Consider the following 23,823-nt stretch of genomic DNA (forward strand, 5'->3'; position numbering starts at 1 on the left):
AAGGATTGATCCAGATGAGCACCGCACTTGTTGTGATCACGCTGATCACCGCCGCCATCACCGCCGCGATCGCCATCGCCGACTTCGTTCCGGCACGCTTCGTTTTGGCGAACTCTGCCGAGGTCGGGGTGCCGCGGTCGTGGTTGCCCGCGCTGGGCGCGCTGAAGCTGGCGGGAGCAGTCGGGATCGTCGCCGGCCTGCTGGGCTTGCGGGAATTGGGCATCGCCGCCGCGGCCGGACTGGTCGCGTTCTTCATCGGTGCGGTGGCGACGCATCTGCGGGCACGCGTCCTGTACAACATCGCGTTTCCCGGCGCGTTTTTGTGCCTGTCCGCCGCGTCGCTGGCGCTGATGGTGGTCCGGTGAGGCATGCGTGGGTCAGCCGGGAAAGTACCTGACCCGATTGATCGCGCTGCCGCGCCACGCCACGTCGGCGAACACGATGGCGCGCCCGTGGCCCGAGTTGAGCGACACCGCGACGGTGGAGCCCGCGCTGATCATCTTGGTCGCGCCGGCCCCGCCCAGTTGCTCCGCCAGCTCGCCCAGTTCGAGTGGGTCGCGATCGCCCAAAGTTATTGCGGCATCCGATGACAGCAGCCGTGCAGCGGCGAAGGTGTCTTTCCGCGCGACCGCGTCGAGGAACGTGGTGACCAGCCGCTGATGACGCGCCCCCACGCGCCGGAATCCGGTCATGAAACCCGCGGTCCCGCGCCAGCCTTGGTTGCCCACCAGCCCCTTCGACAGGCTCAGCGCGGGGCGCACCGCGCCGGAGCCGGTGCGCAGAAACTGCAACATCATGGCCGGAAGCTCCCAGTAGGCCCGCAGTTCGCCAATCTTCCACTCGCCGTTGGTTTCTCGTAGGTCATAGCGCAGGAAGGCCGGAATGTACATCGTCACGGCCGGGCCCATCGCCACCTCGAGCTCGAGGTCACGCAATACCGCCGTGCCGACGACGACGTCGAGATCGCGATGGAACCTGATGTCACGCGGACCGATGAATGTGTCGTAGAAACGGCCGATCTGCTCGCGCCCGACGTGCGGGCGAGAGCCCACCGGGTCCTCGACCCGGCCGTCACCGGTGAACAGTCCAACCCACCCGTCGCGATCATGGGCGGCGGCCGCCTGCGGCGAGCGCTCCACGGCGGCGAGCAGATGTTCGCGATCCAGCGGCACCACCATCACGGCGCCCCGACCAACTCGATACCGGCGGAGCGCATTTCCGCCAGCGCCTCGGCGGCGGAGTCCGCGGCCGAGGCCGCCGTCAGATCCACCAGCACCCTGGTGGTCAGGCCCGCAGCCGCCGCGTCCTCGGCGGTTCGCCGCACGCAGAAGTCGGTGGCGATGCCGACCACGTCGACCGCGTCGACGCCGCGCCGCCGCAACCAGTCGAGCAGCGTCGTCCCGTTCTCGTCGGCGCCCTCGAAACCGCTGTAGGCGGCGGCGTGAGCGCCTTTGCGGAAGACCGCATCGATGTGCCGGGTGTCCAGATCGGGCCGAAACTTCGCGCCCGCGCTTCCGGCGACGCAGTGCACAGGCCAGGAGGACGAGAAGTCCGGCCGGTCGGAGAAGTGATCGCCCGGATCGACGTGGTAGTCCTGGGTGGCCACGATGTAGTGGTAGCCCGGGTCGCAGGACAGGTAGTCATTGATCGCGGGTGCCACCGCGGCGCCGCGCGCCGTCGGCACGGAGCCACCCTCGCAGAAATCGTTTTGCACGTCGACGATGATCAACGCTCGCACGCGCTCCACCCTATCCGTGTGCATCTCTTTGTCTATGGCGGTCTAGCTGGGGATATCGACGCCACGGTTTGCTCGACAGGCAGCCGGGTAATACACCGGCCATGGTGCTCAGGAGAATCGCGCGACCCCTGTTGTCAGTGGCTTTCATCGGGCAAGGAGTCAATTCACTGCTCAACCCGAAATCCGCGGCCGAGGCCGCGGCGCCCGCGGTGGACGGCCTTCAGGCGCTGCCGGATTCGGTGAGCAGCAGCATTCCCAGCGACCCCGAGACGGTCGCGCAGATCACGGCCGCCGTTCAGATCGGCGGCGGTCTGCTGCTTGCCACCGGCAAACTCCCCCGCATCGCGTCGGCGGCGCTCGCGGTGACGGTGTTGCCGGCCAACCTCGGAACGCATTCGTTCTGGAACGAGAGCGACCCGGTGGCCAAAGCCCAGAAACGCCAACAATTTCTCACCGACCTCAGCCTGTTGGGCGGCCTGTTGATCGCCTCCGCCGACACGGCCGGTAAGCCCTCACTCGGATGGCGTGGCCGGCGCGCGGCCGAACGGCTCTCCGAGCGGGTGTCGTCGGCGTGGCCCGGTTCTGACGACTCGGCCTTTGACGCCGATTTCTCCGAACTCGGTGAGCGGATCGCGCACGGCTTGCAGGTCGGCGCCGAGCGAGGCCGCGAACTGGCCAGCACCGCGGCCGAACGTGGCGCGCCCTACGCCGAGGCCGCACTCGAACGCGGCCGCGAACTCGCCAGCACCGCGGCCGAACGTGGCGCGCCCTACGCCGAGGCCGCACTCGAACGCGGCCGCGAACTGGCCAGCACCGCGGCCGATCGCAGCAGGCCGCTGGCGAAGAAGGCGCGCAAGCGCGGGGAGGAATGGGCCGACGAGGCCGCCGACCGCGCCGCTTACCTGGCCGAGAAGGCCCGCAAGCGCGGCGAGGACCTCGCCGACGAGGCCGCCGACCGGGCAGCGCCGCTGGCCAAGAAGGCCCGCAAGCGCAGCGAGAAACTGGCCAAGAAGGCGCGCAAACGCAGCGAGAAGCTGGCCAGCACGGCGCGGGCGCGCGGCGAGGACTTCGCCGAAACCGCCCGTCAGCGCGGCAGCGAGCTGGCCGACACCGCGCGCGAGCGCGTCGGCGGTCAGGTCGAGACCGGCCGCCGCAAGCTGTCCTGGTGATCGCGGGGTCTAGCGCGCAGGGCTACGCGGGCCAGCGAGCCCGCAGGTTTTCCGGCGTCCACGCCGGCCACTCGGGCGCGCCGACCGTCGGGCCGCCGCTGAGCCGCGCGATGATCCGCGGGCCGCGCAGCCGACTGTTGTCATACACCGTCGCGAGATCGGACAAGGCGATGGCCTCGGCGACCGGCGTCCACAACCGGCGGTGGCGCTCGCGGATCTTGACTTCCGGCACATCGTGGCCGCCGGCCCGCACCCGGTGTCGGACGCGTTCCACCGCAAGGTCTTCCGGGACGAGCAGCACGTGCAGCACAACGGTGAAGCCCGCGTGGCGCGCGGTGTGGATGAGGTCCAGCTTGGAGGGATGGGAAAACACCGTCTCGGCGACGAAGGACCGACCCAGGTCGATCAGCTTGGCGCGGGTGTCGGCGGCGATGCGCGCGGCGTCGTAGGAGTGCGAGGCCGGGTCCTCCGGCCAGCGTTGCCTGGCGATCTCGTCGGCGTTGACCACGAGGCTGCCCGGCAAGAGCGGCGCCAGGGTGAAGGCGATGAAGGTGGATTTACCGGCGCCGTTCGGCCCGACCACCAGGTCAAGTCGGTCCATCGGGCCGCCGAACCGCCGACGATCGCCGGGTCAGCGCCCGCCCGCCAGCACCACCGCGGCGCCGTCGGGGCGGTGCTCGACGATCTCGCCGTCGTCGTTCAGCGCGACGGTGGTGACCCCCTGCCCGGCCAGCGTCGCCCCGTAGTGGGTGCGCGCCAGGCTTTCTTCGATGGCCGCGGAGATCTCGGCGTTGAACACCACGCCCTCTTCGACGGTGAGCTCGCTCGTCGCGAGCTGGCCGGCCAGAGCGGCCTCCACCCGTCGCCGCGGGGCGGTGTGCTGGCTGGACACCGCTCGCCCGACCCGCGCCCAGTGGTCGAGTTGCTGCTTGGCCGAGCGGCTCTGCCGGGCCCCCTCAGCCGCCGCGCTGTCCATCAGGTCGGATGCGACCCTGGTGACACGATCGAGAGCCTCGGCCATGGCGTCCTCCAATGCAACACTCCGTTACAAGCTGTAGCATAATGCTACACGGTTGGGCGGGTCCCGGCTACCCGTGAGCCCGCACGACGGTGTCCACGATCGCGTCGACCCCGGGACCCACGTCGACCGTCATGCCGGCTTCGTCGGGGCCGAGGGGTTCCAGGGTGTCCAGTTGCGAGCGCAGCAGCGCGGCCGGCATGAAGTGATCCGTCCGCGCCGCCAGCCGGGCGCCGATCAGCTCCGCCGGGCCCGAAAGGTGCAGGAATTCCACGCCGGGGCAGCGCGCGCGCAGCCGGTCGCGATATTTCCGCTTCAGCGCCGAACAGCTCACCACCGCGCCGTCGGGGTGGGCCGCCAACCAATCGCCGACCCGCTCCAACCAGGGATAGCGGTCGCCGTCGTCCAGCGGTTCACCGGCGGCCATCTTGGCGATGTTGGCCGCCGGGTGCAGCGCGTCGGCGTCGACGAACGGGACGCGCCAGCGCTGCGCGAGCGCCGCGCCCACCGTCGACTTGCCCGATCCGGAGACGCCCATCACCACGACGGGGGCCGATCCGCTCACCTAGGTGTGGTCGCCGAGGTTGCGGTTCCATTCCAGCCAACCGACACCGGTGCGCCCGTCGGCCGTGCCGATCGTCGACCACACGCGGGGAAACTGGCTGACCCGCCCGTCCGTCGCGACCAGCCGGACCGGCGCCTGACCGCGCACGTTCACGTCCGCGGTGATCCCCACCGGCGCGAGCTGCAAGGTCGCATTGAGCGGTAATCCGTTGTCTGCGAACGACTCTCGCGAATCAACGACCTGCAGCTCGGTGACCTTGCCGTCGGCGCCCTGTTCGTAACCGATGCTGAACGCGGGTGCGCCGGGAATCCGGATGTTCACGCCGTGCAGGTGGGTGCCGTCGTTCAGGTGCAGCGCGCTCCAGATCCAGTCCATGCCCCACCAATCGCGCACCCCCCACGAGTGATCACGCTGTCCGGGAACCGATTCCAGACGGTAGCCGGTGCCGTCGATCGTGACGTCGCCGGAGACGGTGCACGGAATTTCGTAGCGCGTCGTCAACCCGTATTTGTACGGCGTGCCATCGGTGGCCCACACCAGGTTCATGGTCAGCTCGGCCGGGGATCCCGGCTCCCCACGCAACAGCGCGGACGGATCGGCGTAGGCCTGGCCCCGCGCCCGCACATCGACGCGGTAGCTCTGCAGCGGCGCCTCGGCGGCATGGCCGAGCTCGACGTCGTCGGTGCGCACGATCCACGGGTCCGGCGGCAGCGGCACCTGCGCGTCGACGGCGACGGTCGGCATGTCGGGGCCGCACAACAGCACGTGCACCCAGGCGGTCCCCTCGTTGGCCACCCGGCCCAACCGGAACCAGCCGCCCAATCCCTGTGCCACGTCGGCGAAGTCGGCGTACCAGCTCTCGCTCCAGAGCGGTTCCGCGGTGGGATCGTGGGCGAGTTCGTCCTCGTCCGACGGCCGCAACGGCTCGGGCGCGACCGGTGCCGGCAGGGTCGACAGCGCGTCCGTGTCGAGCACATGGTCGCAGTGCCGTCGCAGCATCGTCATGAACAACCGGTCGCCGCGGTCGGTGCGCTCCACCAGCATCGACGAGACGATCGCCATCATCACCCCGAAGAAGCTCTGCCGGCGCACTCCGTCGGCGACGTCGGCCAGGGTGAGCGGGGCCCGCGGACCCAGCGCCTCGTGGTAGGCGCGCAGCAGGTCGTCGTAGTGCTGCCGACGGTCCTCGGTGGACAACGCACACCCGAGGAAGTAGGCCAGGTCGGTCAGGGCCGGGCCCCAGGACACGGTCTGCCAATCGACCACGGTCAGCGCGCGTTCGGCGCCCTCGGTACCGAACAGCATGTTGTCCAGGCGGTAGTCGCCGTGCACCAGGCCCTGGAGGCGGCCGCGCTCGGACGCCTCCGCCTCCTGACCCAGGTAGCCGTCGAAGGCGCCCACCAGGCGTTCGCACACCACGCGGTGCTCCGGCGCGATCTGGTCGCCGTAGCGGTCGACGAAACCCGCGTACAGCGGGGTGATCATGGCCTGGTTCAGCGGCGGCTCGCGGTTGAGCCACGGCGCCTCGGCCAGCGAGGCGTCGCCGAGCAGCGGCCCCTGCAGCCGCCCCAGTTCGACGGCCCCCAGGCGGGCCTGTTCGACTGTGGCGCCCGCGATTTCATCGCCGACAACGGCCGGACCGGCATCGCCCAGCAGCAGATCGAACACGCCCGTCGAGGTGTCGACGGCCGCGTGATAGCAGGGCGCGACGGGCCCACCCAGCCGCGGCGCGATGTCGCCGTAGAACCGCACCTCCCGCTCGTAGAGCCCCAGCGCCAGCCCGGTCTGCCGGCTGACCGGGTCGGTGGCCGCGACCTTCAGGACCACCGACTCCGGTCCCTGCGACGGGCCCTCGGCATAGCTGAGCCGGACGCGGTAGCACTCGCTCATCTGGCCGGTCCCGATGCGTTCCACCGAGAAGTCCGCGATGGGTCCGGTGCCGATGACCGCGGCCAGCCACGAGGCGGTGAGGTCACTGGGTCGTTCGATGACTTGCTCGGTCTCGGCATGCATGAGGGTTAGCGTGCCAGGTCAACGCGCCAGTGAGAAGCCGTCCCATGCCATTCGGCGATGCGGATGCGGATCGAACTCGACGCGGGACTTGCGGTCGAAGACCATCACGGCCCGGTCGTCGGCGGTGTAGGCGGGCCAGTCCTCCCCCGGCACGCCGGTGCGGCTGAAGGCCCGCCAGCGCCGCTGCACCTGATTGCTCACCCGCAAGGCGGCCCGCCGGTCCGCGGCCGCGGTCAACAACGCGCCGAATCTGGTGCGGTAGACGTCGAAAACCGCGAGCAACTCGGTGGCATGGGTGGCTCCGAATCCCGACCAGCGCAGCGTGCGCGGGGCGTAGTCGTAGCGGTAGAGGTACGTCGGCGCGTGCGCGCCGTGGGCCTCCGCGATCTGCCAGGCCGCCGAGGCGAACGCGAAGTCACCGCCGAGCTGGATGCAGGCCGCTCGCTGCGGGTAGTCCGGATATGCCGCGGTAATGCGTTCGCGGATAGCGGGTTCCGCCTCGGCCAGCAGCTCTTCGACCATCGTCTCGTTGGTCGGCAACATCGCCAGGAACCGAGTGAACAGCCGGCCTTCTTCGGCGTTCGTGCCCACGATCAACGGGATCCGGTGGGCCTCGCCGCGCCGCATCGCCTCCACCGGATCCAGCGGCAGGATGTCGTCACCGAAGACGGGGCCGATCGGGAAGGCGCCCAGCCTGTTTCGCATGCCCTCGTCGATCAATTGGTGTTGGGTTTTCACCAGTTGGGCAGCGGACACCTGCATCAGCGCGTTGGCCGCGTCCTGCCTGCGCACCCCGAGCAGGTTGGCGAAGCGGTTCGCGAACTCTGCCGCGACCTCTTTCGGCCGCACCAGTCCCGAGGCCGGGCTTTCCGAGATCGCCCGGGCGAACAGGCCTTTGGCGGCTGGCACGGCCAGCAGGGAGGCGGTGATGCACGCGCCGGCGCTCTCGCCGAAGATGGTGACGTTGTCCGGGTCACCGCCGAATCCCGCGATGTTCTCGCGAATCCACTGCAGCGCCAGCACCAGATCGCGCAGATACAGGTTGCTGTCGATGCGGATCTCCGGTGTCGACAGCGACGAGAAGTCAACGCATCCCAGCGCGCCCAGCCGGTAGTTCACCGATACGTACACGCACCCCCGGCGCGCCAGGGCGGCGCCGTCATACAGTGGCGTCGCCGAGCTGCCCAGGAAATAGCCGCCGCCGTGGATGAACACCATGACGGGCAGCGGTCCCTCGGCCGCACCCTCAGGCGCCACGACGTTGAGGGTGAGGCAGTCCTCGCTCATCGGCTGGTAGCGGCCCCCCAACCCCGACATGCCGAGCAGGGTGTAGCGGCGCTGCTGGGGCGCGCAGTTGCCGAAGCCATGGCAGTGCCGGACACCCGACCACGGCTGGGCCGGCTGCGGCGCGCGGAAGCGCAGATTTCCCACCGGTGGACGGGCGTACGGGATCGACCGCCACCGGGTGACCCCGTCGCGGGTGAAGCCTTCGACGGTGCCGATGGCCGTGTGTGCGCGGACAGTGCGCTGATGCATAACCCGACGGTAACCGACATGACGGTCGTAACGCGCGCGCAGCGCCTTAATTGCCGGGCGCGGCGGTTAGCCTGACTGAATGCGGATAGCTGCGCTGATCGCCGCGTCGATACTGGTCGCCGGGTGCTCACACACCACGGGCGGCCAGTCCGGGCCCGGCGGAAGCACCACCCAGGCCTCGACCGGCACCGTCGCGCCGGGAAGCAAGTCCCCGGGACCCGCCGCCGCGCCGGCCGCCGGAGCGGCGATCTCCGACGTCATCGCGTGGATCGAGGCCGGTCACCCGGCCGATCCGGGCCGCTTTCACACGGCCACGCGCGACGGGGCGGCCACTCCGCTGGGCGACGACACCGCGCTGACGGTGCTGGCGGGCAAGGTCTCCTGCATGACCGACGCCAAACACACCGGCGACGCGCTGGCCTGCCTGGTCAAGCTGACCAACCCGCCGCCGGCGCCCGCGACAGCCTATGGCCAGTGGCAAGGCGGCTGGATCAGCTTCGACGGGGTGAACCTGCAGGTGGGATCCGCGCGTGCCGATCCCGGTCCGTTCATCAACGGCAACGGGCCGGAGCTGGCGAACGGGGATTCGCTGGCGTTCGGCGACTACCGGTGCCGCGCCGACCAGTCCGGTCTGTATTGCGTGAACTATGCGCACCAGTCGGCGGCCAAGTTCGGCCCCGCCGGCATCGAACCGTTCGGCTGCCTGAAGCCGGCGCCACCGCCGGACGGGGTCGGCACGGCGTTCAGTTGCTGAGGCCGGCCATGATGGTCGCGAAAAGCTCGCTCATCTCGTCGGCGGTTCCGCCCGGCACCGTATAGCCGCTTTCGTCGCGGATTTCCGCGAGGTGATCGCGCACGTCCTCGACAGACAACCCGGGACGGTAGAAGCCCTTCGTCCTGCCGATGAAGAACCGCGAAACATGGCCTGCGCCAACGGTGTAGATCTCCCCGGTCACCGGGCAGTCACGGTGGGTCAGGAAGGCGGCCACCGGGGCCACCAGCGCTGGATCGAGCTTCTGAAGGTATTGGCCCACAAGGTCGTCCAGCACCGCCTGCGCGGCGGGGTCGTCGGGTTGCGCGGCGCCGTCCAGCGAGTGCGCCAGCATCCGGGTGAAGGCGATCGGGGCCACCGCATTGACCTTGATGTTGCGGTCGGCGCCTTCGGCGGCCAGCACCCGGGTCAGGCCGATCAATCCGGCCTTCGCCGACCCATAGTTGCTCATGCCGATGGCCCCGAGTACCCCTGCCGCCGAACAGGTATGGAGGATGCGGCCGTATCCCTGCTCGCGCATGACTTTCCAGGCCGGCCTCGTCACGTGGAACGCGCCCTTGAGATGCACGTCCAGCAGTGGCTCGAACCGTTCCGCGGTCATGTCCTCGAACGGTGCGTCCCCGACGATGCCGGCGTTGTTGATCACGATGCCGACTCGCCCCACGCGTTCAGCGCGGTGTCGATGATCGCCTGTCCGCCTTCGGGACTGGTGACACTGTGGCTGTCGGCTACGGCGTCACCGCCCAGGCCGCGGATCTCGGCCGCGGCGGCGTCGGCGGCCCCGCTGTCGGTGCCGTCTCCGGTCACCGAGCCGCCCAGATCGTTGACCACGATGCGTGCACCACGGGAGGCCAGCAGCAGCGCGTATTGCTTGCCCAAACCGCCACCGGCGCCGGTGATGACGGCGACCTGGTCGTCAAACCTCAGCTCGCCGCTCACCAGCTCACCGGAAGTTCGTTCATGCCATAGATGTTGGCGTCTTTGAAGCTCAGCCGCTCCGGCGGCACCGCAAGTCTGAGCCCCGGCAGGCGGCGGGCCAGCGTGGCGAAGGCGACCTGCATTTCGACGCGGGCCAGGTTCGCGCCGATGCATTGATGGACGCCGTAGCCGAAGCCCAGGTGTCCGCGGGTGTTTCGGTCGACGTCGAAGGATTCGGGATTGTCGACGAACTCGGCATCCCAGTTCCCGGCGAGCAGGCTCATCATGACGTACTCCCCCGCACGAATCAGCTGACCGCCGATCATCACGTCTTCGGTCGCGATGCGGTCGACCTGGCTGTGCACGATGCTGAGGTAGCGCATGAGTTCTTCGACGATGTTGGCGACGACGGCGGGGTCGTCGGTTCGCCCGAGCCGCTCGAACACCTCCGGATGTTGCAGCAGCGCAACCGTTCCCAGTGAGATCATGTTGGCGGTGGTCTCGTGCCCGGCCTGCATCATGATCACGCCGTTCATAGCCGTGGTGGCATTGTCGAGTTGGCCCGTCGACACGTATTCGGTGACCAGCCGGCTGATCAGGTCGTCCCCCGGTTCGCGCGCTTTGCGCTCCACCAGTTCCTGGATGTAGGCGTACATGGCCCCGAACGCCTGCCCCTTTTCCGTGTCGGTGGATTTCTGGTCGAGCCCTTTGGTGGTGTTGCGCTGGAACAGTTCGAGGTCTTCGGGCGGCACCCCGAGCAACAACGCGATCACCATGGACGGCACCGGCAGGGCGAATTCACGCACCAGATCGGCCGGTGCGCCGCCCTCGATCATCTGGCCGAGATAGTGGTCGACCCATCCCTGAATGTCCGGTCGCATCGATTCGCAACGCCGGAAGGTGAAGTTGCTCGTCATCATGCGCCGCAACCGATGATGCTCGGGATCGTCGGTCCGCGCGAACATCACCGGGACCTTGTTCTGCTCGTCCTTCGGCATGATCGAGTCCGGAATAGTCTTCGCGGACAACCGCGGATCGACCAGTGCCGCCCTGATGTCCTGATAGCGGCTCACCACCCAGACCGGGTTGCCCTGGAACATCGCCTGTCGGAGCCCGGGTTGCGCCCGCCAGTCCACGAATTCGAACGGGGCCGCGAGCGGGCAGCGTGCGGGCCGCGGTAGCGGCAGCACCGGGAGATCGGCGTCGGAACGCGCTCCGGAAGTTGTTGACATGGACCGTGTTTCCTATTAAGTGTCACATGACTGTCAGTTGTAGAGCGTAAAGCCGGCCTAGTTGGCAGTCAACCGTCAGTTAGGCTGTCACCATGACCGCGGTGGAAGACCGGCCGTTGCGGGCCGACGCGGCGCGCAACGTCGAGCGCATCCTGCGCGCGGCGCGTGAGGTCTATAGCGAGTTGGGGCCGGACGCCCCGATGGAAGCGGTGGCGCGCCGCGCGGGCGTCGGTGAGCGAACCCTCTACCGCAGGTTTCCGACGAAGGCCGACCTGGTCCGCGCCGCCCTGGATCAAAGCATCGCCGAGGACCTCACGCCGGTGATCGACCGCGCCCGCCAGGCCAAGGATCCGCTTCGCGGCCTCACTGCGCTGATCGAAGCCGCGATCTCGCTGGGCGCCCGGGAGCACCACCTGCTGACGGCCGCGCGCCGGGCCGGGTCACTCACACCCGACATCTCGGTGTCGCTCAACGCCGCGCTCGGCGAGCTTGCCCGCGCGGGCCAGCGAGCCGGCAGCATTCGCGCCGACCTGGTCACCGACGACCTGCCCCGCCTGGTCGCAATGCTGTTCGGCGTGCTGTCGACCATGGATGCGGGCAGCGACGGCTGGCGACGCTATGTCGCCCTGGTGGTCGACGCGATTTCGGTCAGCGACCGTCGGCCGCTGCCTCCGGCCGCGGCCTTGCGTTATGAGGTGCGGCCGGACAGCTGGCCGCTGTGACGAGCGGCGGTTCAGCCGGCCGGCAGGCCCGCTTTGACCGCGTCGTCCTGCTTACGGGCGAGATCGAGCATGACGTCGGCCGGCGTGGGATTGCCGATGACACAGTCCGACTCCAGGTCGACCATGGCCCTGCCCTCGACGAACACCGCCTCGGAGATCTCCATCGGGTTGGCGGGGTCGGTGCCCTGCCCGATCACCATGAACCCGTTGGTGCCGACGTCGATGGGCTGCTGCTGCCCGTTGACCTTCTTGCCGACGACGTCGCGCATGTTCGCCGCGGTCTGGGTGGCCGTGGCCGCTTCGGGGAACACCGCGATCGTGTCGATGATGGTGCGCTTGCCGTCGGGGTTCTTGAAAACCTGTCCGACGCCGGTGATGCCGCTGGGATTCTGGCTCGGCGGGCCGTCGGCGGTGGCGTTGGGGCCGACGTCGGTCGGCTTGATCAGCAGATTGCTGTAGTCCGCCGGCGCTCCCGGTGACGCGCTGGCCGGGGGCCCGACGAGGTGGCCGAGCTGGGCGACGAGGCCGAACCGGATGACGCGGTGGGGCTCTTGCCCCCGCCGCAGCCCACCACCGCCGCGCCGATCAACACCGCGGTAGCCGTCAAGCCGAGCACCGTCTTCATAAGGTTCTCCTTCGAGAAGTCAGCTCTTTTGTATCCGTTACCGCGCGCGCCGGTGGCCCGAACACGCGAAAGCCGCCACATAAAAGTCCATCAGAGAGCCCAGCCTATGGGCTGGACGCGATCTCAGTAAGGGCGACTAGCGCTCTTTCCACATCGCGCCGCGCATGGTTGCCGAGAGCGGAATTTCCTCGACACCGATGAGGCCCCGCGGAGCGCGGCACACCCAGTCGATCGCGTTGACGACCCGGCCGGCCGTCGAAATGCAGCCGGCATCAGTGGAATCGAACAGCGGATGGGAAACGTGGGTGTTGATCTCGACCCGCGGCTCGCCGTCCACGACGACGCGATGCACCCCGGTGTGACCCTGGGGCGGGAATTCCCAGTCGGGCGCGGCGGCCTGGGTGAGCCTGGTGACGTGCTCGAGGGTGATGACCGGCGCGCCGTCGCGCACGCCCTCGGTGGCGAACCGGACGGCGGCCATCTGCCCCGGCTCTACCGTCATCATGGTGCAGTCGATCCGTTCCGGTGTGTACCAAGGTTCGACGCGCTGACGCACGTCGTCGAGCTTGATGCCCAGGTTGTCCGCCAGGGAGCGGACCTGGCCGCCCCACATCGACACGATCACCCCGGGCAGGAACATCATCGGCGTGTCGTCGTCCGGAGTGGATCCGAAACCCATTGCGGCACCGGTGAACTCCGCGTCGTCGTAGTTGCCGTAGTCGAAAATCTCCTGCACCGTGATCGACGACACCCTCGTGGTCAGACTGACCGCCGAGTGCACCAGCGTGTCACCGGAGAACCCGGGGTCGATGCCGTTGACGTAGAGCGAGGCGTTGCCGGCCGCGCAGGCACGCTCGAGCGGTTCCCGCAGCCAATCGTCGGCGTGGCGGGGGGTGACCAGCCAGACCATCGATGTACCGACCACGTTGGTGCCCGCGGCAAGGAACTTGGACATCTGCTCGATGGCTTCCATCGGCCGTGTCTCACCCTGCGAGGTGTAGACGACGCAGTCGGCGCCGAGGGCCAGCAGGGCGTCGATGTCGTCGGTGGCGACGATGCCGGTCGGTTCGCCGAGCCCGCACAACTGCGCCGCGTCCCGCCCGACCTTGTCCGCGCTGACGGCGTGCACGCCGACCAGTTCCAGATCCGGCCTGCCGATGATCGCCCGCAACGAATGCCGGCCGACGTTTCCGGTGGAGAATTGGATGACTCTGCGCACGGCTGCCCTCGTCTTCCTGGCGGTGGGTGACGACCCATCATGACGCGTTCGAACGCGGCGCAGGGTCAGTAATCCGGTATCGGCAGCGGCGAATTGTTCGAGTCGATGCCGCCGTCGACGTGAAAGATCGCGTTGGTCGCATAACAGTCGCGCGTGGACAGGTACACCGTCAGCCGCCCGAGGTCCTCCACGTCGCCCAGCCGATGCAACGGCGTGGCCTCTTGCATCTTCTCCAGCGACCCGGGCATCAGGTCCAGGCTGCCCCGCAGGCCGTCGGTGGCGAAAGAGCCCAGGGCAATGGCGTTGACGCGGATCTTGGGTGCGAGTTCCTGCGCCATGGCGCGGGTGAGCGCTTCGAGGCCGCCCTTTGCGACGCAGTACGCCGTCAATGCCCGGATGCCGAACCGGGCCGAACCGGACGAGATGTTGACGATGGAACCGTGTCCCGCGGCGAGCATGTGCGGGGCCACGAGCTGGCTCATGATGAAGGCCGACGTCACGCACCAGTCGAAGGTGTGCCGGAAATCCTCGTCGGTGATGTCCAGAAAACGCGCATAGGTGGAACCACCGACATTGTTGACCAGAATGTCGATGCGACCGAACCGCTCCATGGCGGTGTTCACGACGCGCTCCGAGTCCGGGCGGCTCATCGCGTCGGCGACCAGCGGCAGGCCCTTGCCACCCGCGGCCTCGATTCCCGCAATCGTGCCAACGACATCCGCTTCGGTGCGTGCCGTCCCGACGACCGTGGCGCCGGCCTCCGCCAACACCCGGGCAATGCCCGCGCCGACACCCTTCCCGGCGCCCGTGACGATCGCGACCTGTCCATCCAGCCGGAATTGCTCCAATGCCATGCCGGACTCCCTCGACCGAGTGTGTGCGCCGTTCAATCTAAGGAGATTACTGACTAAAGTCAATGAAGAGCCGCGGCGGATACCGGCGATCATTGAACGGCCCCAAGAATGGTCAAGTTATGCAAGCGTTTCTGGCGCCGGCACGGCATAATGATTGATTGAGCCTGGCCACTTCGACATGAGTCAGGTCAACCGTGAGGACTGGCAATGGCTGTGACGGACAGGCCGTCGGCGCGAGAAGCCAAGCGCCTGCAGACGCGCGAGCGTTTGATGGGGGCCGCGATCGCGGAGTTCGCTCGCGCCGGCATGGCCGAGGCCGACGTCAGCTCGATCGTCGCCGCCGCCGGAGTTGCCCACGGCACGTTCTTCTTCCACTTCCCCACCAAGGAGCACGTGCTGCTGGAGCTGGAGCGGCGCGAAGAGGAACGGATTGCCAAACAGTTCGCGCAATTCCTCAAGTCCACGCATGATCTCGCTTCCGCGTTGAACGAGGCGGTCCGCTTGGTGGTCGGATTGGAACGCCGGCTGGGCGACCTGCTCTTCAATGACTTTCTCGCGCTGCACTTCTCCCAAACCCGTCCGCAGACCGAGGACGGCCGCGACCACCCGTTGATCGTGTTGGTCGCCCGCGAAATCGAGATTGCCCAGCAGCGCGGTGAGACCGACCAAGAGGTCAATCCGATGAACAGCGCGGTGTTCTTTCTGCTGGGCCTCTACGCGCTGCTGATCACCACCAACCACTGGCCCACGGGGCATACCCTGCTGGAGGACTTCGTGGCGAGGACGTTGCGCAGCCTGAAGCCCTGACGCCGCAGCGTCTTTGGCGCGCTAGCGGACTACGCCGAGCAACGGCACCAACCCGAGCTCCCTGTGCGTCAGGAAACCCGGCGCGGCATCACACACGGCCGGAACGGTATTCGCCGGGCCCATCGCCGTCCAGGTGTAGCCCGGTTTGGGGTAATTACCCTGCGGATCCGCGGGCGCCTGCAGGATCAGCTCGGTGGGCTCGTCGCCCGCGATCACGATGCGGTAATGATAGTGCCCGCCCCAATCCGGTTGCGGGTCAATCGCATCGTATTCATCCATCGTGTACATCTCGTGGAAGGTGATCAACGGCCTGCCGTCGACCCACGTCATCCACTTGTGATGCTGCGAGGCGACGGTGCCCTTCTTGATGGCGCCCTTGAAGCCCGGCATGTCGCTGGTCGGGCCTCCCTCAAACGGGATGTCGCGGATCGCGGTTCCCAACTCGACCTCGGTGGTGTACTCGTCGACCGTCTTGCCAAAGCCGTCGACCACCATGGCCATCGATTGAGCGAACAACGGCCAGGCGTTGCCGAGCAGGTTGGGCCCGGCATGGAACTCCTCGGGGGTAGCTCCCATTCCCATCTCGTAGAGATACTTCAACGTGTCCTTGCCGAAATTCACCACCTCGTAGATATGGATGGCGTCGATTCGGCTGACGATGCGGGCCAGCGTGAGGACCAGCAGGTCTCCGGCGAATCCCGGGTTGACGCCACCGGCATGAAACGACGTCCCGCCCTCGTGGCACGCCGCGTCGATCTTGTCGATGTCCGCCTGGCTGTGCTCGGTGCGAAACCACCAGGCACCGCCGGAGGCAACGACATTCTTGCCCGAACGCAATAACCGACAGACTTCCTCGGGATCCGACCATAGCGGCGCGTAGAACACGCAGTCGGCGTCGAGCGCTTCGATCGCCTCCTTGTCGGTGGTCGCCAGCACCCCGATCGGCGCGACACCGACCAGTTCTCCGGCGTCCCTGCCCACCTTCTCCGGGCGGTTACACAGCACGCCGACCACCTCGAAGGCGGGGTTATGCGCGAAATGGCGCAATGCCACTGTCCCGACATTGCCTATGCCCCATTGGATTACGCGATATCTTTTCTCGGCCGGGGCGTCGGGCGTCATTGCTACTCCTTTGCGGGCCGGAACGGCTGAGCGCCCGCTGAGCGTAGGCGTCCCAGCAACGGCGTGTCAACGATCCTGAGCTGACTTTCGTCAGTAGACCGAGCATGTCGCTACGGCCCACGGGGCCGCGTTCGACGCCGGTCTCGCCGTTTTATCAGGTAATGGCAACGCTGACCGCCCGACCACGGTCTGAATGGTCCGACCGCGTGTTTACTCAAACCAGCGACTTATGCTGACTGTAGTCAGCCTGTTATAGTGCAGACGCCGATCCAATCAGTGCCGATGACGGGGAGGGTTCGTGAACCTGCCGAAGCTCGAGTCAACCGGCGCCGCGTCAACGGCTCTGACCATCGACGAGCACCTGGACCGCTCACAACTCGCGCAGCGCCAGGCCGACAAATGGCTCATCTCCGGCAGCCTGCTGATCGGCACCGCGGCCCTGGGTATCTTCGGCCTGCCGCTATTCCTCTGGGGGTGCGGTTGTTGCGCCGGGCCCAACGCGACGGCCTGTCGGTGCGGCCGATGCTCGTCACGCTGCTCGGCTACCTGGTCATCATCGACGCCGCGATCAACACCGTCGGATGGGCCCTCGACCTGGTGGCAAACCACACCATCCTGGCCCGCGTGCTGCTCAACGGGTGGGGCAACATGTTCGACGCCGGCTACTTCTGGCACTACAACGAGCTGTGGGTCGGGGGCGCGGCCGGGCCCGGGGAAAAGGCGTTGGAAGTCGGCCTGATCCTGACCGTCTTCACCATGCGCATCGCCGCGGCCATCGGCTTCCTGCAGATGAAGCGCTGGGGCCATCAGTGGATGGTCATCACCTGCTGGATGGGCGTGGTCATCTGGATAACCTACGTCTTCAACATGACCATGTTCGCCGACGTGCGCTTCGCCGGAGTCGTGCTGCCGGTCGTCGGCTGGTGGCTCTACGACATCTTCTACATCACCCCGTTCCTGGCGATCCCCTACCTGCACACGGTCAGCCGCGAACTCTTCTCCGATTGAAATGCGCGACCTGAAACCCACTACGCCACCGAGGAAGTCACATCATGGGCTATCTATGGGAGATCCTTCGCTACGTCGCCGCCTGGGGCGGCACGGGGCTGATCATCTGGTTCTGGTACTGGCTGTTCTCCAACATCGGCACGTTCTGAACCGCGGATTCGCCGATGATTAACCAGTCCGACATCCATGCGATGGCGCTGGAACGGGGTTGCTCCGTGACGGCGGTCGCCCTGAGCGACCAACGTCGTGAAGGCGTCCGCCTGGTCACCGGTGAGCGGCGGGGTTTCGGTGTGAACGCGGCGCTCACGTTCGTTCATGTCCCGTACCCCGCCCCATCGGATTGGACACGCAGGACCCTGACTTGCGGTGTGGCGCTGCAGTGTTCGCCGTCGAAAGAACGCGTCACCCAATATCGCCTCCATGAGCTCTCGGCCCGCGAGCTGCGTGCGCTGACGCTGGTCGAGGCCGGCGTCGCGCTCGGCTGGATCGCGTCGCGGTGGCCCGGCCTGCTGCCCGAAGCTCGACGATGGCTGCCCGAAGTCCACATCGAAAACGGCGACATGCCTGCCGTTGAGATGTTCGACCTGGCAATCGCATTGGCGGCCACGCGCCAGGAATTGACGCTTCATCCCCTGCTGGGTTCGTTGCCGCCGGCATACACCGCGCCGCACGGACTGGCCGACCGGCTGCGGCGCAGCTTCGGCAGGATGCCTTGGACCACAACACAGAAGCGGCTGCCGCGGCCGTACTCGGTCCCGGTCGGCGGCGACGGCGGCGTCCGCAACCCCAACCTGCCGCCGCCGAGCCGGCCGCAGGACAACGATCTCGACGTCACACCGCAACATCGGCCCGGGATCCCCTATCCCGAATGGAACATGTGGACACAACGATTCATGCAAGACCACGTCGCCCTGATAGAGCGGGTCGAGCACGCCGACGCCGGGCACGCGCGCCGCACCATGCCGGTGGCCGTCGACGTCCGCAAGTGGTTCGAAGAACACACCCACCGCGCGATGACGAGCCGCCTCGAGGACGGCTCCGACCTCGATGTCGACCAATACGTCAGCCACTACATCGATCTGGCGACCGGCGCGGCCAAGGAGCCGAAGGTGTTCCGCGACCTGCTGCCCAGCAGCCGCGACGTCACCACGGCGCTGCTGCTCGACGGCAGTTCGTCGCTGGGGGTGCACGGCGGGCGCGTATTCCGGCTGGAATTGTCCTGTGCCGACGCGCTTTCGCGAGCCATGACGCTGGCGCGCGAACGGCACGGCGTGTTCGTCTTCACCGGCAACACCCGCCATCGCGTCGAAGTCCGCTGCCTGAAGGACTTCGAAGACCGTCGGTTCGTGCCGCCGAGCGGGCTCGGCCTGTCCACTCGCGGCTATACCAGACTCGGTGCCCCGCTTCGGCATTTGACGAACCGGTTGCTGGCGCAGCCCTGCGAGCGCCGCCTGCTGATCGTCATCGGCGACGGACTGATCTCCGACGAGGGATACGAGGGCCGGTACGCCTGGGCCGATACCGCGCACGCGGTCGAGGAGGCCAACGAGGCCGGGGTCTCGATCTACTACGTGGGGGTGGGACCCACCCGCGTCGATCCGCTGCCGGAGGTGTTCGGGCCTCGCCGCTCGCAGCGGATCCGGCGCATCGAGGAGCTGCCCCGGGTATTGGCCCATGTCCACCGTGAACTGGTCGCCGCGTGAGCGCCGGCCTGCTGAGGAAGAGATGACGACCGACACATACTTCGCTAACGGCAACGAGGTTCAGCTGTTCGAGCAGGCCTTCCACCGGCGCATCCCGGTGATGCTCACCGGTCCGACCGGCTGCGGCAAGACTCGCTTCGTCGAGCACATGGGCTCGTTGCTGCAGCGGCCGGTGCTCACCATCAGTTGTCACGACGACCTGACCAGCTCCGACCTCGTCGGCCGCTTCATGGTGACCGGCGGCGACGTCGTCTGGACCGACGGCCCGCTGACCCGGGCCGTCAAAGCCGGCGCGATCTGCTATCTCGACGAAGTCGTCGAGGCCCGCCACGACTCCCTGGCGATTCTGCATTCGCTCACCGATCACCGGCGGTCGCTGTACCTCGACCGCGCCGGCGAGGTTGTGCAGGCACCCGGCGAGTTCATGCTGGTGTGTTCCTACAACCCGGCCTACCGCAGCTCGCTCAAGGAGCTCAAACCGTCGTTCCGCCAACGCTTTGCCACGCTGGCAATGCACTACCTGCCGCCGGACCGCGAGGCGGAGGTGATCGTCGCCGAATCCGGAATCCCGTTGGCCACGGCGCGGCGGCTGGTCGCCTGCGCGGTCGCGATCCGCACCGCCGACCAAGCATTCCATTTCGAGCCGCCGTCGACGCGGGTGCTGGTCACGGCCGCTCAGTTGATCGCCGCCGGCGCAACCGAACTGGATGCGGCCGACGCCTGCATACTCGCGCCGCTGAGCACCGACGGCGCCGTCACCGACGGCCTCCGTGAAGTCGCGGCCGCCAGCCTGGGCGCGCCGGACACATCAGACGCGTCGAGCAGTTCGTAGAAAGGAGCAACCGGCATGGACCGACAAGAGGAGAAGCGCAAGAGGGCGCTCATCATCTTCCAGATCTTCATTTATGGCTACCTCCTGGCGATGTTCGGCGTCCAGCTCTACATGTCGTTTGCGCGCGGGTGGTGGGATCTGTGACTCTGCCTGCGGCGCAGGCGGATTCGGTGGGCCTCGAGGATCATCACGACGAATCCCGCCAGGCCCAGCGCCGCGCCGATAAGTGGATGATCGTCGGCGCCGGCCTGATGGGCATGTGGGCGCCCGGCCTGATCGGCTTTCCCATATTCATGCGCGGGGTGTGGCTGCAGCGCCAGGCCCTGCGCGCCGGGCTGTCGGTCCGGCCCATGATCGTCACCCTGATCGGCTACCTGGTGCTGATCGACGGAATGCTCAACAGCCTGGGCTGGGCCCTGGACCTGGTGGCCAACCACACGCTGATCAACCGCGTGCTGATGGTCGGTTGGGGCAACATGTTCGACGCCGGTTATTTCTGGCACTACAACGAACTTTGGGTCGGCGGCGCCGCCGGTCCGGGTGAGAAGGCCTATGTGGCCGGCCTGATCCTCACGGTCTTCTCCATGCGGGTGGCCGCGGCGATCGGCTTCCTGCAGATGAAGCGGTGGGGTCATCAGTGGATGGTCGTCACGTGCTGGATGGGCGTGGTGATCTGGTCGGCCTACGTCTTCAACATGACCATGTTCGCCGACGTGCGGTACGCGGGCGTCGTCTTCCCGGTCATCGGCTGGTGGCTCTATGACATCTTCTACATCACCCCATTCCTCGCCATCCCCTATCTGCACACCGTCAATCGCGAAATCTTCTCCGACTAGCAAGGAGTCGTGCCATGACAAGCCCTTCCACACCGGCGTCCACCGAAGTCAAAGACCCGAGCACCGAACTCGAGCCGGGGACGACGCCGTACTACGCGCGGATGCACAAATGGATCAAGCGGGCCGTGCTGGTATGCCTGGTGGCCCTGGTGATCGAGGGTGCGTTCACGTTGCCGTTCATGGCCGTCTACTACGGCTACCCGACGCTGAGCCTCACCCAGATCTGCAGTGAGCTACTCAAGATCCGGTACTCCAACGACACGCTCGAATGCAAGTACCCCTACCCACCGTTCGGGCCGCCCGAGGGCGCCGAGGGCAAGGCGACCGCGCAGGACGTGTGGGGCATTCAGCCGATACCGAAATATCATCGGCTGGGATTCCGCGAACTCGTCAAGATCCACAACGACCGGCTGGCCCGCCAAGCGGCCCAGCAACAGGCGGCGTCGCACCCATGACGGGGCTGGAGTTCGACTAGTTCAGCGAGTCATCCGCGGCCAGCTCGAGCACCCGAATCTCGCCGGTGGTGCCGTCGACCTCGATGAGCGCGCCCTGCGGCAATGACCGGGTGGCCCCCTGGACGTCGACGACGCAGGGGAAGCCGAATTCGCGGGCCACCACCGCCGCGTGCGACATCGGGCCGCCGAGTTCGGTCACCACCGCGGCGGCATAGCAGAACGCCGCGGTGTAGCCGACGTCGGTGACCTCCGCGACGAGGACCTCCCCGGGTTGCAAATCGTCGATGGTTTCGGGACGCACGATGCGCACCCGGCCGCGGACCCGTCCCCCGCAGACGCCGACGCCGCGCAGGGTGTCGCCACTGGTCAGGGGTGGCGGAAAGGCTTCGGTGGGCTGCCAGCTCCCGCTGAACACCGTGGGCGGGGAGATGGCGACCAGGCGGCGCTGCTCGGCGCGGCGCCGGGCCACCAGCGAGGCGACATCCGCCGGAAGTGCATCGAGCTCGTCGACGAGCAGATAGAAGACGTCGTCGACGCTGTCGAAGAGCCCGGCTTCGACCAACCTGCGGCCGTACTCGCGCATCAAGTTACGCAGCACCCAGTTGGCCCGCACCACCTTGTCGCGCCGAACTTCGCGATCGCGCAGCTGGCGTGCCGCCACGCGCGCAACAGGCTTGGCCCGCAGAGGGATCCGGGGAGGCGACGGCGGCGGCGTGGGAGCCGCGCTCATCGCCCTGGTCACCATGCGGACGAGCAACTCGGGATCGTCGGCGTAGCTGGTCGAGAGCATCTCGAGCTCGGCCGGGCCTCGATGGCCGATCAGCGCCAGCTCGGCCAGCACCGCCGCGTGGAACTCGGGGGCCTCGACGGCCAGCTTCCCCAGCCGCTCCCCCGGTTCGGCCAGCAGGGCAGTCACTTTGGAGTCGCGCTGCGCGGCAACCACCAACCGCTGCATCGCCTCGACCGAGCGGGCGCTGACCAATTCCGGCCCAGCCGGTGCGGCGGTGTCTCGCCCACACAGTCCCCGCAGCAACACGTTGAACGCCGCGCACAGCATGAACGACGCCGAGGCCAGCACCCAGCCGTGCACAACCTCGTCGCGCGCCAGCGAGATCAGGCTGAGCAGCCTGCGAGTGTCGAGTTGGGTGACGTCGTCGCCGGCCAAGCGTTCCAGTCGATCGACATCGGCAACGAACTCATGGGTGTCCGCCGACGACCCGGCGGACAGGCCGATCAGGTTGACGCCGAACACGCCGATGTTGCGCGGGGTGCGCAGTAGCTTTCGGAGGCGGCCGGTTTCGGCGCGCGGCCGCTCCGCACCGAAGACGGGAAGTGCGGCCATGCTGGGGCCGAAAAACCCGCTGTTGCTGACGATCATCGCGGGCTTGGCGAACGGGACCACCTCGGCCATGTAGTGCGCCGAGGTGATGGCGCCGTAGAGGCGGTGCGCGAACACCGCAACGGTGCGCATCGCGATTTCACGCTGGATGATCCCGCCGGGCCGAAGCCGCTCGGCGATCGCCACGCCGCCGGCGCGCAGCCCCCGCACGGTCACCGACGCCGACGCCGGAGAGAACGGGCCGGGTAGGGCCTCCGACAAATTGGTGGCCAGGAAGGTCGGAAAGCGCGGGTCGATCGGGGTGTCGAATTCTCCGTTATCCCCTGCCGGGCCGGCCCAATCGGGCTTCACGCCGTCCTCGGAGGGCGCATCGACTGACGGTAGGTCGTCGATGGTGGCCATCCGCCACGGTAGGGATATCACTCGGTTGCCGATGGTGACCCGTCCGCGCACCGCGAGCGCGAAATCCTCGACGCATTCACCGGAGCTCCACGCCGGCCGAAATCCCCACTGGTCACGCAATCGCGCAGTGTCCATGAATGCGGCGCCGTGCACTCGTTGCAGCTCGGACCGCCCCGGGCCCCACCGCACCACCGGGCGTCCGAGCGTCGCCGCGATGCGCCGGAAGGTCAGCTCGCCCGGTGCAGCGAGATTAACCGGACCACTGCCGATTTCGGCGTCCACGATCGCCCGGTCGAACAGCCGAAGCGCGTCGTCGAGGTGGACGACCTGGATGCGCCGGTCGGGCGATTCGTCGGGGAACACCGGCAGCGCCAGCACTCGGCGCACCCAATTGTCGACACTGCGGCCGAGGATCAGCGCGCAGCGGATCGCGATCCATTCCATGCCGGATTCCGCAAGCATCTGTTCGACCCGGGCTTTGTGCCGGCCATCGGTGCCGGCCGGGGTTGTCGCGTCGTGCTCGGTCCTCGGCGCATCTCCGCCGCCGTACACGTGTGCCGACGACGGAAAGACGATGCGACGAGTGCCCGTGTCTACCACCGCCGCAAGGACATTGGCCGTTCCGTCGATGTTGACCTGCGAGCTCGTCCCGTCATCAGCTCCGGGGCTCGTCTGCCATGCGCAGTGCGCGACGACGTCCGCGCCGGCAAGGCCGCGTGTGACGGCGGTGGCATCACGGATGTCGGCGGCGACGAACTGCGCTGCGCTCGGCCAGCTGTCGGGCCTCCGGCGCGCGAGGCCGACGACATCGTGGCCTGCACTCAGCAGCCGGGTGGTGAGGCCGCGGCCGAGCACGCCGCCGGCCCCGGTGACCGCGATTCTCACAAAGAGCCCTCACTCAATTGCGCCGCTCCTCCTCATCGCTGCGCTCTGCATCG

At 67.7% G+C, this 23,823-nt stretch carries 22 protein-coding genes and 3 pseudogenes; 11 read left to right on the forward strand and 14 right to left on the reverse strand.

Translation table 11 applies throughout. The annotated features are described in order from the left end of the window. The first annotated feature begins 14 nt into the window (after positions 1-14). On the forward strand, positions 15-365 hold the full coding sequence (locus B9D87_RS07115; protein ID WP_040630279.1) for a DoxX family protein: 351 nt from the start codon (positions 15-17) through the stop codon (positions 363-365). A gap of 12 nt (positions 366-377) precedes the next feature. Here B9D87_RS07115 and B9D87_RS07120 read toward each other — a convergent pair whose 3' ends face one another. Further along, positions 378-1,178, reverse strand: coding sequence for a ketosteroid isomerase family protein (locus B9D87_RS07120; RefSeq protein WP_040629807.1), 801 nt, complete (start codon positions 1,176-1,178; stop codon positions 378-380). Then, positions 1,178-1,738 (reverse strand): pyrazinamidase PncA, encoded by a 561-nt coding sequence (pncA, locus tag B9D87_RS07125; RefSeq protein WP_007770935.1) that lies wholly within the window; start codon positions 1,736-1,738, stop codon positions 1,178-1,180. The genes B9D87_RS07120 and pncA overlap by 1 nt, the downstream gene beginning before the upstream one ends. 101 nt (positions 1,739-1,839) lie before the next feature. Between pncA and B9D87_RS07130 the strand changes: the two genes are divergently transcribed. Beyond that, positions 1,840-2,907: a DoxX family protein gene (locus B9D87_RS07130; protein ID WP_052002472.1), complete on the forward strand. Its 1,068-nt coding sequence runs from the start codon at positions 1,840-1,842 to the stop codon at positions 2,905-2,907. Positions 2,908-2,929: 22 nt separating this feature from the next. Here B9D87_RS07130 and B9D87_RS07135 read toward each other — a convergent pair whose 3' ends face one another. The 5 genes from B9D87_RS07135 to B9D87_RS07155 all read right to left on the reverse strand — a co-directional run bounded on the left by B9D87_RS07135 (position 2,930) and on the right by B9D87_RS07155 (position 8,039). Continuing rightward, positions 2,930-3,508: an ATPase gene (locus tag B9D87_RS07135; protein ID WP_007770932.1), complete on the reverse strand. Its 579-nt coding sequence runs from the start codon at positions 3,506-3,508 to the stop codon at positions 2,930-2,932. Positions 3,509-3,538: 30 nt separating this feature from the next. Further along, positions 3,539-3,928 (reverse strand): TA system antitoxin ParD family protein, encoded by a 390-nt coding sequence (locus B9D87_RS07140; protein WP_007770931.1) that lies wholly within the window; start codon positions 3,926-3,928, stop codon positions 3,539-3,541. 67 nt (positions 3,929-3,995) lie between these two features. After that, the gene (locus B9D87_RS07145; RefSeq protein WP_007770930.1) at positions 3,996-4,490 is read right to left on the reverse strand and encodes a gluconokinase; all 495 of its coding nucleotides are present in this window, start codon (positions 4,488-4,490) and stop codon (positions 3,996-3,998) included. Next, the gene (locus B9D87_RS07150; protein WP_007770929.1) at positions 4,491-6,503 is read right to left on the reverse strand and encodes a DUF7064 domain-containing protein; all 2,013 of its coding nucleotides are present in this window, start codon (positions 6,501-6,503) and stop codon (positions 4,491-4,493) included. 18 nt (positions 6,504-6,521) lie between these two features. Then, positions 6,522-8,039, reverse strand: a complete 1,518-nt coding sequence (locus tag B9D87_RS07155) for a carboxylesterase/lipase family protein (protein WP_007770928.1) — start codon at positions 8,037-8,039, stop codon at positions 6,522-6,524. Between the two features lie 79 nt (positions 8,040-8,118). Here B9D87_RS07155 and B9D87_RS07160 point away from each other — a divergent pair, with 79 nt between their 5' ends. Then, positions 8,119-8,793, forward strand: coding sequence for a hypothetical protein (locus tag B9D87_RS07160; protein ID WP_007770927.1), 675 nt, complete (start codon positions 8,119-8,121; stop codon positions 8,791-8,793). On the opposite strand, the pseudogene B9D87_RS07165 reads toward B9D87_RS07160, so the two are convergent. Both B9D87_RS07165 and B9D87_RS27400 read right to left on the reverse strand, forming a co-directional pair. Then, positions 8,783-9,750: pseudogene (locus tag B9D87_RS07165) on the reverse strand (SDR family NAD(P)-dependent oxidoreductase). The gene B9D87_RS07160 and the pseudogene B9D87_RS07165 overlap by 11 nt on opposite strands. After that, positions 9,747-10,961, reverse strand: a complete 1,215-nt coding sequence (locus tag B9D87_RS27400) for a cytochrome P450 (RefSeq protein ID WP_007770922.1) — start codon at positions 10,959-10,961, stop codon at positions 9,747-9,749. Before B9D87_RS27400 ends, B9D87_RS07165 begins: the two are co-directional and overlap by 4 nt. A gap of 92 nt (positions 10,962-11,053) precedes the next feature. On the opposite strand from B9D87_RS27400, the gene B9D87_RS07175 reads away from it, so the two are divergent. Then, positions 11,054-11,683, forward strand: a complete 630-nt coding sequence (locus B9D87_RS07175; RefSeq protein ID WP_007770921.1) for a TetR/AcrR family transcriptional regulator — start codon at positions 11,054-11,056, stop codon at positions 11,681-11,683. An 11-nt stretch (positions 11,684-11,694) separates the two neighbouring features. Here the strand turns inward: B9D87_RS07175 and B9D87_RS07180 are convergent. From B9D87_RS07180 to B9D87_RS07190, 3 genes and pseudogenes are all read right to left on the reverse strand, one after another. Beyond that, a pseudogene (locus tag B9D87_RS07180) lies at positions 11,695-12,308 on the reverse strand (hypothetical protein). A gap of 136 nt (positions 12,309-12,444) precedes the next feature. Further along, entirely contained in the window at positions 12,445-13,527 is a 1,083-nt protein-coding gene (locus B9D87_RS07185) for an NAD(P)H-dependent amine dehydrogenase family protein (RefSeq protein WP_007770919.1), read from the reverse strand. Positions 13,528-13,592: 65 nt separating this feature from the next. After that, entirely contained in the window at positions 13,593-14,381 is a 789-nt protein-coding gene (locus tag B9D87_RS07190) for an SDR family NAD(P)-dependent oxidoreductase (protein ID WP_007770918.1), read from the reverse strand. A gap of 207 nt (positions 14,382-14,588) precedes the next feature. On the opposite strand from B9D87_RS07190, the gene B9D87_RS07195 reads away from it, so the two are divergent. Continuing rightward, positions 14,589-15,188 carry a TetR/AcrR family transcriptional regulator gene (locus B9D87_RS07195; RefSeq protein WP_007770917.1) on the forward strand — a complete coding sequence of 200 codons (600 nt, stop codon included), beginning with the start codon at positions 14,589-14,591 and terminating at the stop codon, positions 15,186-15,188. A 21-nt stretch (positions 15,189-15,209) separates the two neighbouring features. On the opposite strand, the gene B9D87_RS07200 is transcribed toward B9D87_RS07195, so the two are convergent. Continuing rightward, positions 15,210-16,310, reverse strand: a complete 1,101-nt coding sequence (locus B9D87_RS07200) for an NAD(P)H-dependent amine dehydrogenase family protein (protein ID WP_040629804.1) — start codon at positions 16,308-16,310, stop codon at positions 15,210-15,212. 298 nt (positions 16,311-16,608) lie between these two features. On the opposite strand from B9D87_RS07200, the pseudogene B9D87_RS07205 reads away from it, so the two are divergent. The 6 genes and pseudogenes from B9D87_RS07205 to B9D87_RS07225 all read left to right on the forward strand — a co-directional run bounded on the left by B9D87_RS07205 (position 16,609) and on the right by B9D87_RS07225 (position 21,144). Next, positions 16,609-17,318: pseudogene (locus B9D87_RS07205) on the forward strand (hypothetical protein). A gap of 164 nt (positions 17,319-17,482) precedes the next feature. Further along, complete coding sequence (locus B9D87_RS07210) at positions 17,483-19,021, forward strand: nitric oxide reductase activation protein NorD (RefSeq protein ID WP_007770909.1); 1,539 nt, start codon at positions 17,483-17,485, stop codon at positions 19,019-19,021. Positions 19,022-19,043: 22 nt separating this feature from the next. Beyond that, entirely contained in the window at positions 19,044-19,853 is an 810-nt protein-coding gene (locus B9D87_RS07215; RefSeq protein WP_007770906.1) for a CbbQ/NirQ/NorQ/GpvN family protein, read from the forward strand. A gap of 15 nt (positions 19,854-19,868) precedes the next feature. Continuing rightward, on the forward strand, positions 19,869-19,997 hold the full coding sequence (locus B9D87_RS27700) for a hypothetical protein (protein ID WP_007770904.1): 129 nt from the start codon (positions 19,869-19,871) through the stop codon (positions 19,995-19,997). Beyond that, entirely contained in the window at positions 19,994-20,689 is a 696-nt protein-coding gene (locus B9D87_RS07220) for a hypothetical protein (RefSeq protein WP_040629802.1), read from the forward strand. Before B9D87_RS27700 ends, B9D87_RS07220 begins: the two co-directional genes overlap by 4 nt. A gap of 14 nt (positions 20,690-20,703) precedes the next feature. Next, positions 20,704-21,144, forward strand: coding sequence for a hypothetical protein (locus tag B9D87_RS07225; protein ID WP_007770901.1), 441 nt, complete (start codon positions 20,704-20,706; stop codon positions 21,142-21,144). A 16-nt stretch (positions 21,145-21,160) separates the two neighbouring features. Here B9D87_RS07225 and B9D87_RS07230 read toward each other — a convergent pair whose 3' ends face one another. Further along, entirely contained in the window at positions 21,161-23,770 is a 2,610-nt protein-coding gene (locus B9D87_RS07230) for a sugar epimerase family protein (RefSeq protein ID WP_007770900.1), read from the reverse strand. Positions 23,771-23,823 lie beyond the last annotated feature (53 nt).

The organism is Mycobacterium colombiense CECT 3035 (genome assembly GCF_002105755.1).
Lineage (GTDB): Bacteria > Actinomycetota > Actinomycetes > Mycobacteriales > Mycobacteriaceae > Mycobacterium > Mycobacterium colombiense.